The following is a 12,980-nucleotide window of genomic DNA, read 5'->3' on the forward strand; positions in this document are numbered from 1 at the left end:
ATAGAGAGGTCTAAATGAAAATATATATTAGTCATCCAGGTTATACAGTCTCCACAAGTAAAAAAGCTGTTTTAAAAACCACAAAAGAGTTCGCAACTAAGAGTTTTAATATAATTGATAGAGAAACAAATCAGGTTGCCTACACTGGATCTATCCAACGTGTTGGATATGTGGAAAAGTGGAAGGATTGGTATTTCTTTACATTAGACTTCTCTAATTTTAAAACCTTAGGTAGGTACTATATTGATATAGATGGATCTACCTCGGAGGTATTTAATATTGTTGAAACCATATTCGACTCTAACCTTCACAATGAGATATTATGTTATTTTAGATCCCATAGGTCTGTAGGAAAATGGGACAGACATGATAAAAATGCCTCCTTTATTGGGGAAAGAAGTGATACAAAGGATGTTAGTGGTGGCTGGTATGATGCCTCTGGGGATTACAGTAAATATTTAACACACCTAAGTTACGCAAACTTTATGAATCCTCAACAAATCCCAGCATCTGTTTGGCATATGTTAAAACTATCTGAAAATGCCAGAGAGAGTGGTTCAAACACTTTTAAATTCAATGCAAAAATTGTTGAAGAGGCTCTATTTGGTGCTGATTTTCTAGTTAGAATGTTTGATGAGAAGGGATTTTTCTACCAAGTAGTATTTGATAAATGGTCAAAGGACCCTAATCAGAGGGATATATGTTGTTATGAGACCCAAGCAGGGAATAAGTATGATAACTACCAAGCAGGATATAGACAGGGTGGTGGCGTAGCTATTGCTGCACTTGCAAAGGCAGCTGCCTTTGATGATAGTTATAGTGAATTTGATTCTGAGATATATTTAGATATTGCAGAGAGGGCTTTTGACCACTTAGAGTCAAATAACTTAAAATACTTAGATGATGGTAAAGAAAATATAATTGACGACTACTGTGCCCTACTTGCTGCAACAGAGCTATATAAAGCATCAAAAAAAGAAAAATTTAAAATAGCAGCTGATAAGAGAGCTAGATCACTAATGAGCAGACAGATGTCTGACAGTGTTGCTAATAACTGGTTTAGAGCTGATGATGGAAACCGACCCTTCTTCCACGGGGCTGAAGCTGGATTTCCTATAATAACTCTTATTGAGTATTTAGATATTACAGACCAAAAAGAGGTAGTTCTTGATGTAATTAAAAAATCATTAGAGTATGAATTAAATATAACCAAGGAAGTAAAGAACCCATTTGGATACGCTAGACAGTATACTAGAAATACTGAAGGTGTTCAAAAGAGTGCTTTTTTCCTACCCCATAAAAACGAGACAGGTTACTGGTGGCAGGGAGAGAATGCTAGGTTAGCATCATTAGCTGCCGCAGCGTATTTAGGTTCAAAACTATTTAATAAGGATACTGAGTTCTCTAATAGTTTAATAGAGTACGGTAATAACCAGATCCACTGGATTTTAGGATTAAACCCTTATGATATGTGTATGTTATATGGTAGAGGAAGAAATACTCCAGATTATCACGAATCATGGCCCAGTTATCCAGGGGGGATTTGTAACGGTATTACAAGTGGTTATTTAGATGAGGATGATATTGACTTTAGCCCAGAATCCGCAAATACTATGGATAATACATGGAGGTGGGGCGAGCAATGGATACCACACGCTAGTTGGTTTTTATATGCATCCTCGATTATAAAGTGATAAAAAAATACTATTTAGATAACAGAAAATATAACTTTGAAACAAGTATAAAAAAGATTGTTAAAATTGATGATAATTTATACGACATCGAACTAAAAGAGACATATTTCTACCCAGAGGGTGGAGGTCAACCTGCTGATAGGGGAACAATTGATTCCCTTGAAGTAGTTGATGTTCAAAAAAAGAGTGGTGGTGTAGTCCACCGTGTTAAGGGGGAGCCTAAAGGCCCTCTTGTTAACTGTATTATTGATAAAAATCATAGAGATCACTATATGGTACAGCATACAGGACAGCACTTAATCTCTGCAGTTTTAAAACATGAGTTAGATATAGATACACTATCTGTTCACTTAGGGAATTTATATACAACCATAGAGATAAATAGGTCTGATATTCTAGATAGTGAGATAGCAGTTTTAGAAGACAAAATTTATGATCTAATATCTCAAGGAAACAGAGTTATATACCATGAAACTGATGACGAGGGATTAAAGAACTTCAACATTAGAAGAGAATCAAAATATAAGGGTTATATTAGAATTGTAGAGATAGAGAACTTTGACTTTGTACCATGTGGAGGAGTCCACCTCTCCAATATACATGAAATTGGTTTAATAAAGATTGTTGGATATGATAAAATACGGAGTCATATTAGACTTAATGCTCTAATTGGTAAAAATGCATATATAGATTACAGGACAAAAGACAGAGTAACTAACATTCTTAATAAGGAGTTATCAACCCAAACAGAGGATATTCCTAACAGTATCAGCCAGCTTAAAAAAAATATTGATACATTAAAGCTAGATAAAAAAAATATAAGTGAACTCTATATAAAAAAACTAGAGACAGAGATTAAAAGCAGTAGAGAAACAGTATTTATATATAACAATATTCCAAAAGAGATAGTTCAAAAATTAGGTGTAAAACTGACAAATACCCTAACAAGACCTACCCTTCTAATAAATAAGCATGAAGGATTAAACTGGATTTTAATTGATTCTAAAAGTGAAGAAGTAAACTACTCTAATTTTAAAGAGAACTTAATGCCTCTAATAAATGGAAAAGGTGGAGGTAAAAAGAGTATATGGCAGGGTACAGGCGATCTAGATGGTATTGATACTTTTATAGATAAGTTCAAACTTTTGGCTTAAGAAGAACAAACTTAGTATCCCCATCTATGTTATAACTGATATCTTCGATATCAACCTTCTCTCCAACAATAATATTAACATCTCCATTTAACCATGAATCTTTTATTTGCTCCCAATTCTTATATATTTTAATCTGAGCATTGGGAAACACACTCTTTAATAGATCAGTTTTATCATGATTTATTAGTGCTATTTCCTCCTCTACACCTCTAAAGTAGCTTCTTAAATTTACTCCAACTGGAGTATTTTGTAAAAGAACCCCTAACTCTCTCTCTATAAAATCAACACTATTAGGTTTTGATATTATAGAACTACAAACCATATTTAAAACTGTTGTAATTAAGGAAACAATTGGAAACAATATAACTGATATAGAGATAATACTACTTGCAACAGTAGATAATGGTATTCCAAAGGGTTTTAATAGGGAATATAACATGGATATAATTAATAGATATCCAAAGTTTATTGATAAAAAACCAGCTAATATAGAAAAAAGTAGAATAAAACTCAAATTCCCTATGGATAACTCTATGTTGTAGATCTGCAGTATAAAGATTGTTGTTAAACTATAAAAAAAGCTGCTACCAAAATTTCCAAAGGTAAAGCCTAGAGGTAGAAATAAATTTGTACTCTCCTTATCAAACTTTAGCTTTTTGCTCATTACAGTGATTACAAAGGGTAGTTTTACAAGGGGAGAGGGTGTTGCTAAACTTAATAAAAGAGATTTAGTTGTGTAAATAAAGACATTAATAAATTTTTGATGGCTTTGACCCCAAATAATTATAAGCCCCAACAAACTTATAATAAGTCCTATAATATAAAAAATAAGAATATAGTTACTTGAGAGTTTTATAACATCTAATTGCAGATCTGAAAAGCTAGATGCTATTAAACAGAAAACTCCCAATGGTGTAAAAAAGCTAATCCAGTTTATTACAATTAGTAAGCCAGAGGATATTCCATCTATAAAGTTAAATACAGTCTCACTTTTTTTAAAATTTATAGCCCCAACAGAAGCACCTAAGAGTAGAGAAAAAATCGATATAACAAATAGATTACTCTTTAATATTGATAAAAAAATATTACTCGAGATAAGACTTTCTGCCTGCTTTTTTAGTGATAGTGGCTCAAAACTCGTAACCCTACTAGAACTAAAAAAACTATTAGAAATACCTAAACCAGGTTTTCCAACTACCCCAGTTATTATACCTAAAACTGAACTTATAATTGTAAATAGCATAATAAATAATAGTATCTTAAAAATGTGAGACTTAAATTTAGGAAATCTAGCAAGGGATGCTGAACTTGAAATTACTGATGTAATAAATAAGGGTAGTGAAAATAGAGTAATTATTTTGATAAAAAGCTCACCATAAACAAATAATTTACTAGAAAACAGAGGATAATTTACACCAAAAAATAGACCTGCAACTAAGCTAACTAGTATTGTTATAGGGTTATAGAACACTCTTGTTATATTTCCGTCCATTCTCATATATAATCTCCTTTTAATTACTATAATTATAGTGCTCATTATGGCTCATTTCACTATTTTTTTTATTTGCTCCCTTTAGACAACTCCATTGACTTATACCCTTAAGAATATTATGTTTTTATAATGGAAAATGTATTAAATGCTATCATAAATAACGGCCTAGAACGGGAACTTATCTGTGGAGTTTGGGGCCTTGAAAAAGAGAATATAAGAGTTGATAGCAATGGAAAATTAGCACTAACACAACACCCATTAGGGTTGGGAAATAAGATAGAACATCCATATATAACAACAGATTTTTCTGAGAGCCAGGTTGAAGTTATAACTCCTCCCTGTAAATCTATGGATGAAGCCTATTTTATGCTTGAAAATTTACACGATATTGTAACTGAAAACCTAGAAAAAGATGAGTACCTTTGGCCTAGTAGTATGCCACCTATAATACCTAAAGATGAGGATATTCCTATTGCAAACTACGGTAATTCTAGTGAAGCAAAAGATAAAATGGAGTATAGGAACTATATAGCTAAAAAATATGGCAAACATAAACAGCTAATAAGTGGAATCCACTACAACTTCTCTTTTAACGAAGATTTTCTTAAGAAACTTCATGTTTTAAGTAGTGTTAATGAGTCTTTTTATGATTTTAAAAATGGAATATACCTTACAGCAGCACGTAATTTATTAAAACATCAATGGCTTTTAACATATCTTTTAGGGGCAAATGTAGCAACTCACTCATCATATAAACACTGTTGTAATAAGGATAGAGAAAATATTAAGGAAGAGGTTCTATTTAAAGGTGCGTGTTCATACAGAAATAGTCTCTGTGGTTATAGAAACAAAGAGGATTTTAGGGTCTCCTTTGATACTTTAGAAGAGAATATTAGAGACTTAAAAAACCTAATATCCCAGGGGCACCTACGGGGAGTTAAAGAGTATTATAGCCCTGTAAGGTTAAAGAACAGTAAGGATACTGATACTTTTGAAGCTCTAGAAAGGGATGGGATTGAGTATATAGAGTTAAGAATGATTGATTTAAACCCTCTATCTAAGGTGGGTATTTTTAGGGAAGATCTATCCCTTGTTCACCTCTTTATACTTTCTAGTCTGCTCTACCCATGTAGTAGTTATAACCATAAAGAACAGAAAAAAGCGATGGAAAATCAGAATGAAGTTAGTTTTAATGGTCATAATCTGTCTAAAGAGTTAAGGGATGAGGGGTTATTCTTTTTTGATAGAATGGAGAAAGTCTTAGATAAACTCTCTATCGATTGTGGTTACTATAATGATATTATTAGGGCTGCGAAGAGAAAACTATCCCATAAAGAGGAGTTATACTCTTATAAGGTTTATAATCTTGTTTTAAATGAAGGTTATATAAATCACCATCTCTCAATCTCTAAAGAGAATAAAAAGATAAGTCTAAATGAGAGTTACTCTTTAAAGGGGTACGAAGACCTTGAACTATCAACTCAGATACTACTAAAAGAGGCGCTATTAAAGGGGCTTAGGGTTGAAGTATTAGATAAGAGAGAGAATTTTATATCAATTAGCAATAAAAGAAAGATAGAGTATATTAAGCAAGCTACTAAAACATCACTAGACAGTTACTCTACTGCCTTAATAATGGAAAATAAAGCGATTACTAAAAAAGTACTACTTAAAAGTGGTATATCTGTTCCAAACGGTGGTATATATACAGGTATAGATAGAGCATTAATGGATTTTAATAAGTATTTAAAGAGTAAAATTGTAATTAAACCAAACAATACAAACTTCGGAATAGGTATAACCATATTAGAAGCAAACTTCTCAATAGAGCAGTACCAAGAGGGTCTAGAGTTGGCCTTTAATAATGATGATACAATTCTAATTGAAGAGTTTTTTAAAGGAAATGAGTATAGGTTCACAATAATCGATGGAAAAGTTGCAGGAATACTTCAAAGGGTCCCAGCCAATGTAGTTGGAGATGGGAAGTCAAATATTTTAGAACTTATAGAGATTAAAAATAGAAACCCACTTAGAGGAAGAGGATATAAAAAACCCCTAGAGCAGTTAAAAGTTGGAAGTGAAGAGTTATTCTATTTAAAGAGTAAAAATTTAACCCCTAATTACATACCCCAAAAGGATGAAATAGTTTTTTTAAGGGAGAATTCCAACATTAGTACAGGTGGTGATAGTCTAGATTTTACAGATTTAATTGATACTAGTTACAAGGATGAAGCAGAGAGGGCGGCCAAGGCGGTTGGAGCAAATATAACAGGTGTAGATATGATGATTGAAAATATACAAAACAGAAGATCAGATACAAATGCAACTATAATTGAACTAAACTTTAACCCTGCAATCCATATACACTGTTACCCTTTTAAAGGAAAAAATAGACGGTTAGGACTGCAGGTATTAAATGCCCTTGGCTTCTAAACTATATTAAGCTCTTAAAATATTTATAAAACGTATCATTATTTGTTACCTCTGGGTGAAAAGAGGTAACAAATATATTTTTAGACCTTACTGCGATAGGTTCTCCATTATAAATTGATAAAACTTCAATACTACTTCCTAGTTCTACAATTTTAGGCGCTCTAATAAACCTTACTTTAGACTTATTATTAAAAAAATCTATTTCAGTTTCAAAACTATCAACCTGGGAGCCATAACCATTTCTATCCACAACAATATCAATTAAACCTAGGGGAGAAAAACTATTACAGAGTATCTTTTTTGAGAGAAGAATTAACCCTGCACAAGTTCCCCATATTTTTAGACCACGGTTAGAGGCTTCTACTAATGCTCTATCTAACCCTTTAATTTTAAGAAGTCTAATTAAAGTTGTACTCTCTCCACCAGGAATTATTAATGCATCAATTTTATTTAAATCCGATGGATGTTTTACCAAAATAGTTTTATCACAATTTGATAAAACTATATTACAGTGCTCTTCTACTGAACCCTGAAGAGCTAAGACACCTATAACCAACTACCAGCCCCTTACTGAGAACTCAGTTTCTACCTGGGATGCAACGACAGACTCCATACACTCCCCAAGCCCTTGGGAAACTTTAGCCAATAAATGGATATCATCATAGTATGCCACAGCCTCTACAATAGCCTTAGCCCTCTTAGCCGGATTAGAAGATTTGAAAATTCCTGATCCAACAAAAACTCCATCGCACCCTAACTGCATCATTAGAGCAGCATCTGCAGGTGTAGCAATTCCTCCTGCTGCAAAATTTATTACAGGTAAACCACCTAATGCTTTTACCTCTTTTACCAGTTCGAAAGGAGCTTTTAGATCTCTAGCTATTGTCATTAACTCCTCATCTGAAGCTAATTGAACTCTTTTAATATTTTTTGTCATCTCTCTCATATGTCTTACAGCTTCAACAACATCCCCTGTTCCCGCTTCACCCTTTGTTCTAATCATAGAAGCCCCTTCTCCTATTCGTCTTAAAGCTTCTCCTAGATCCCTAGCCCCACAAACAAATGGAACCTTATATTTTGTTTTATCAATGTGATAATCCTCATCTGCATAGGTTAAAACTTCACTCTCATCTATAAAATCAACTTCTAAAGCCTCTAAAATTTGTGCTTCAACAAAGTGTCCAATCCTAACTTTAGCCATTACTGGAATAGATACTGCATCTTGTATCTCTTTAATCATTTTAGGGTCAGACATTCTAGAGACTCCCCCATCCTTTCTTATATCAGATGGAACTCTCTCTAGTGCCATAACAGCTACAGCCCCTGCTGCTTCTGCAATTCTAGCTTGTTCAGGATTAATTACATCCATAATAACTCCACCTTTAAGCATTTTAGCTAGGTCTCTATTTATCTCAACTCTACTCTTCATATATACTCCTACAAAACCTTAATTGTACCCATACAATACTATAAATAAATCTATAATTACGGTACAATTAAACTCTTTATTTGCTTAAATCTACAATCTACCTTAAAATGTGTCAATACAATTAAGTAAAAGTAGATCATATTGTAAATAATTCCATATCAAAGTATTATTGTATCGAAACAATCAGAGGGACTTATGGATTTAAAAGATATAAAGCTAGAAAAAAATGGAGAACACCTTTATATTCAACTTTTTAATGAGTTAAAAAAACTTATTACTAACCAGACTATTAAAGATAAAACAAAACTACCTCCTATAAGAGATTTTGCAACCAGCTTAAACGTAAATAGCGTAACAATTATTAATGCGTATAAGTTATTAGAAAAAGATGGTCTTATATATAAAAAAGTGGGTAGTGGCTCTTTTGTTAGTTATAATAAGAACTCTATAGATATAGGGTATATGGATTTTAGTGGAAAAGATTCAAATATAGACTCTTTTCCGTTAAAAGAGATTTCAGGATCGATTGTAAAAATCCTTGAAGATGATGGAGTTAACGCATTTAAATATGAAGATCCAGATGGTTATTTACCTCTAAAAGAGGCCTTAGCCAACTATTTTAAATTTTACAACATAACAACAAGGGCAGAGCTAATACAAATTGTTTCAGGAGGGCAACAGGCAATAGACATAGTATCCAAAGCCCTTTTAGATTTTGGAGACACTGTTATAACTGAGCAACCAACATATCATGGAGCAGTAAAAAGTTTCTTAAGTAGAGAGGCTAGGATAATAAGTATAGATATACAAAAAAATGGTTTAGATATTGATGCTTTAATTTCAAAAATTGAAGTTAGAAAACCTAGCTTTATATATATAATGCCTTACAATCAAAAGCCTACCGGAGTAACATATAGCTATGAAAATAGAGTACAACTTTTAGAAATTGCTCATAAATATGGATTTTACATTTTAGAAGATGATTTAGGCAGTGAGTTAGAGTTTGATTTAAATAATAGAAGCTTAAAAAGCCTAGATAAGTATGACCGAGTAATATACATAAAAAGCTTTACCCCCCTATTTATGCCAGGGCTTCGACTAGGGTGTATTATCCCCCCGGAGAAGATTTTTAATAAATTTTTAAACATTAAAACTAGTACAGATATATCCACTCCTGGGCTAATTCAAAGGGCTTTTACAAACTATCTAAATAATAATAACTGGAATGAGTATTATAAAACTTTATCAATTAATATACGAAGTAAAAGCTTATTAATTAAAGATATACTTATGTCAGATTTTAAAGATTTAATATCCTTTGATAGTGAGTTAAATTCACCCCATTTCTGGATAAAACTTTTAAAAGGAGATAGTAGAAGATTAAGAGATATATGTATAATATATGGTATTGATATAACTCCAGGGGAAACTATAGGTGTTGACTACTCAAACTACTTTTTACTAAATACAAAAAGTATACCTAAAGAGAATATAGAGCCAGGTTTAATTATATTGAAAAAAGCTATAAATTTACTCTATTTAGAATATTAAACACTTTTAGAGCTAAGTATAAACTGATTATTTGAAAATATATCTAAAAGCTTTTTACAAAATGTATCACCCTGACTACTAGAGTGGTATTTGTCAGTTACATCGATATATACACCATCATCTATCTGTCTTGATGTTATATATATTATATCACTTCCACTATCAATCTGTTTAGATACCATATATAGAGTACTTAGAAGAGTTGAAATTTTATCTTCCTTTGAAATTGAAACAATATCAATATTAAAATAACAACCACCACCATACTGCTTGTAAATAGCTAAACAGGTAATAGCACCAGATACAAAATCCTTATATTTTAAGTTTAAATTACTTTGATTAAAAACATAGGTTAATAGACGAGTATCTACAACAAAGAGATACTCTATAACATCTGTAGTATTATAAAAATACTTTCTTAGCTGCTCAATCTTATCAATAACATTAAATTCAGACTCATCTAAACAGCTACTAACAGCAAGCTCAACTCTCTCTATTCTATCAATAGATTTATTAATATAAAAAATTGTAAAAAAATAAAGAGGGGTTATTAAGATATAAATATTAAAATAGGATGATAAAGCTATACCAAACTTTATATATAGCCCCAGAGTGATAGTAGATAATAGTATTATACATCTTCTTTCAGTAATTAACATTTATGTTCCATTTTTTTAAATTTATTTTAATTATATTAGTTTTGAGCTATATCACAAGGATTTTTTTTTAAATGTTCAAAATCAATATCGTAGATCAAGGAAATATATCTATCTATTACCTCAAAATCAATATCATTATTAATAAAATCCTTAGCGAGGGTGTTTAAATCCTCAATTTGTTTTTTACTAAGTATTGGTATGGGTAGGGATTCAATATCACTACGAAGTATTTTTATAGCGTTAAACTTTTTTCTAAAAATAAATTTAAATAGGGATGAGTTTAAGATAACACCAATAACCTTTATAGGAATGTCCTCTATTTTCGGAATCATTATATTTGCGCTATTTAGTGTAAGGTGTTTATTATTATCATAAGCAAAAACCAGTTCCTTATTAATAAATTTATATACTAATTTCTCTTTAGCCCTATATAGATCAATAGGAGCACACTGCTGATATAACTGGGGATTAAAATTGATATAACTAGTAGGGGGTAATAGTGTCATACAGGATAGATCCTTTCCCTTATATATAGGTTCCATACCATCCTTATAAATAGATGATAAGTGTTTTGAATTATTTCCAGTAACAATACCTAAAGCCCATTTAGCCCTACCCTTTAAAGTTAAATGGGGATAAGAATAAACTTTATCAATTAATTCTTGATCATTATTATCACAATATATATCAATAATATTGTTTGTATTGCTTAAAAATCTACTTCCTTCCACCTGGTATGTGTCCATATCCGTTTTAATTGTTGTAATTGATCCTTTACTTCTAAAATTAATCGACCCATCTAACCTAATAACCGATGAGAATACATTTTTAAAAAGTCGGCCACAACTCTCTATATAGTCAAGGCAGGAGTTATTTAAAAGATAGGATCTAATATCTTTATGGTTTTTAACATAGAGAATGGATTCTGGAAGTACAAAAGAGTATTTTCCCCCTATCTCTAGATGGTTTATTGCAAAGTGTATAAAGTATGAAAAACTCTCCTTAGATTGTATACTAACATACTTCTCCTTTAAAAGTTCTAAGTCAATTTTACTAAATTTTGCACCCCAGGGAGGATTGGTTGCTATAAAGGAGAAGTTTTTCTCCTTAAAATCTAAAAGAGAGTTCATATGATAGATGTTTGGTTTAAAATCCCTATCCTTATAGTAGAGAAGTAGATTAATTCTAGTTATATTTACAGCATTTTCATCTATATCAGCCCCCCATATTCTACTGGGATCACCTATTTTTTTTGCCATTAAAAGTAAAAACTGCCCTGTACCACAACAGGGATCCAAAACCTTTCCAATTAGTAAATTATCATCAACAATCTGTTCTACAAGTGATGTGGGAGTATAGTAGGAGCCTAATTGGGACTTCTCCCCCTCATGCATTATTGACTGATAGATAATACCTAGAAAGTCAATCTCCTTAGGTAGAGGAGCTTCTAATAAAAATTTACAAAACCTATTATCTTCTTTAATCTCCCCATTACTAATAGTAGAAAACCATGATTTTAGCTCAAAATAGACACTCTCTCTTTTAAAGTAGGACTTATCCTCAAACTTAATAGCTTTATATAGGGTGCTCTTTTCTATATCCCCACTATTAATAAGTGCATTTATTGATAAAAGGAAAAGAGCTTGGGAAGGCTTAATATTATACTCTAAAATAAAATGAATAATATCCTCTATTAATACTAGGGAGTTCTGATTATTTACATACTCTAATGGGATAAAATGTGTTCTAGAACTGCTTTTATTCGCCCTAGAGTCTAGTCTTTTTATCTCTCCAGTACGAATTTTATCTTTTAAATCCTCAACTTCCACATTTGAGTACAGGTTATTATGTATAGCCTTAATGTATCCATGCCGTTCCCAATTTTTTAAACTAGCAACAGAGATACCTAATATAGAAGCTGCTTCATTTTTAGTAAGTAAATTCATATCTGTATAATAAATAGTTTATCCCTTGGTTACAAGGTTAATTTTATTCTATAAATATCTTGAAACTTATTAAGTTATAAGGTTTATTATAATAATGAAAAGAATATATATAGTTTTATTTGTTTTAATTTCAACTTTTACCTTTGCCCAAGAAGATAGAACATCCTTTGTTATATCTGGTGGGACACAGTATTTAGATAACTTTTTTGTAGATTTTGGTTTTTCTATTATTAAACCATTAGCTGGAAATAAAGAGTTAGATATAAAGGTATCTTTAGATCTAAGAACTGAGAATGATGGTGAGAGTGTTAAACCTGAGTTTAATATCCCTGTTTATTTTGATATAAATTTTTTATTCCCAATAGGTGAAAAGCTTACTTATTTAGTTGGAACTGGTATCACTCCTACACTAAGACCTCTAGGTGATGAAAGTATCTTTTTAATTGGACCAAATGCAAAAATGGGCTTTAGATATAAGATCCATCCATCAATGAGCCTACTACTTGAAGCAACACAATCCCTATTAATAGGTCCACCAAACTGGATGTATTCAGCTACCCAGATAATTTTTGGAATTAACTTCTTTATTTAAATTAACAATAAAGCTTAACCATATAAGGTG

Annotated in this window: 10 protein-coding genes; 5 read left to right on the plus strand and 5 right to left on the minus strand. The window is 31.5% G+C overall.

Translation table 11 applies throughout. The annotated features are described in order from the left end of the window. Window positions 1–14: 14 nt before the first annotated feature. Together EW093_RS02610 and EW093_RS02615 are read left to right on the plus strand one after the other, a co-directional pair. Window positions 15–1,694, plus strand: a complete 1,680-nt coding sequence (locus EW093_RS02610) for a glycoside hydrolase family 9 protein (protein WP_149566893.1) — start codon at window positions 15–17, stop codon at window positions 1,692–1,694. After that, window positions 1,691–2,848: an alanyl-tRNA editing protein gene (locus tag EW093_RS02615; protein ID WP_187759804.1), complete on the plus strand. Its 1,158-nt coding sequence runs from the start codon at window positions 1,691–1,693 to the stop codon at window positions 2,846–2,848. The genes EW093_RS02610 and EW093_RS02615 overlap by 4 nt, the downstream gene beginning before the upstream one ends. On the opposite strand, the gene EW093_RS02620 is transcribed toward EW093_RS02615, so the two are convergent. Continuing rightward, on the minus strand, window positions 2,832–4,346 hold the full coding sequence (locus EW093_RS02620) for a dicarboxylate/amino acid:cation symporter (RefSeq protein WP_187759805.1): 1,515 nt from the start codon (window positions 4,344–4,346) through the stop codon (window positions 2,832–2,834). The genes EW093_RS02615 and EW093_RS02620 overlap by 17 nt on opposite strands. A gap of 123 nt (window positions 4,347–4,469) precedes the next feature. Between EW093_RS02620 and gshAB the strand changes: the two genes are divergently transcribed. After that, on the plus strand, window positions 4,470–6,773 hold the full coding sequence (gene gshAB / locus EW093_RS02625; protein ID WP_149566896.1) for a bifunctional glutamate--cysteine ligase GshA/glutathione synthetase GshB: 2,304 nt from the start codon (window positions 4,470–4,472) through the stop codon (window positions 6,771–6,773). Window position 6,774: 1 nt separating this feature from the next. On the opposite strand, the gene pdxT is transcribed toward gshAB, so the two are convergent. Both pdxT and pdxS read right to left on the minus strand, forming a co-directional pair. Continuing rightward, complete coding sequence (gene pdxT / locus EW093_RS02630; RefSeq protein ID WP_149566897.1) at window positions 6,775–7,329, minus strand: pyridoxal 5'-phosphate synthase glutaminase subunit PdxT; 555 nt, start codon at window positions 7,327–7,329, stop codon at window positions 6,775–6,777. Further along, window positions 7,330–8,202, minus strand: coding sequence for a pyridoxal 5'-phosphate synthase lyase subunit PdxS (gene pdxS / locus EW093_RS02635; protein ID WP_149566898.1), 873 nt, complete (start codon window positions 8,200–8,202; stop codon window positions 7,330–7,332). 195 nt (window positions 8,203–8,397) lie between these two features. Between pdxS and EW093_RS02640 the strand changes: the two genes are divergently transcribed. After that, a complete protein-coding gene (locus tag EW093_RS02640; RefSeq protein ID WP_149566899.1) occupies window positions 8,398–9,753 on the plus strand; it encodes an aminotransferase-like domain-containing protein in 1,356 nt (451 codons plus the stop codon). On the opposite strand, the gene EW093_RS02645 is transcribed toward EW093_RS02640, so the two are convergent. Both EW093_RS02645 and EW093_RS02650 read right to left on the minus strand, forming a co-directional pair. Then, window positions 9,750–10,412: a hypothetical protein gene (locus EW093_RS02645; RefSeq protein ID WP_149566900.1), complete on the minus strand. Its 663-nt coding sequence runs from the start codon at window positions 10,410–10,412 to the stop codon at window positions 9,750–9,752. The genes EW093_RS02640 and EW093_RS02645 overlap by 4 nt on opposite strands. Before the next feature lie 35 nt (window positions 10,413–10,447). Further along, window positions 10,448–12,358 carry an N-6 DNA methylase gene (locus EW093_RS02650; protein ID WP_149566901.1) on the minus strand — a complete coding sequence of 637 codons (1,911 nt, stop codon included), beginning with the start codon at window positions 12,356–12,358 and terminating at the stop codon, window positions 10,448–10,450. 94 nt (window positions 12,359–12,452) lie between these two features. Between EW093_RS02650 and EW093_RS02655 the strand changes: the two genes are divergently transcribed. After that, window positions 12,453–12,950, plus strand: coding sequence for a hypothetical protein (locus tag EW093_RS02655; protein ID WP_149566902.1), 498 nt, complete (start codon window positions 12,453–12,455; stop codon window positions 12,948–12,950). The last annotated feature ends 30 nt before the right edge of the window (window positions 12,951–12,980 follow it).

Origin of the sequence: Thiospirochaeta perfilievii (assembly GCF_008329945.1) — a bacterium.
Lineage (GTDB): Bacteria > Spirochaetota > Spirochaetia > DSM-2461 > DSM-2461 > Thiospirochaeta > Thiospirochaeta perfilievii.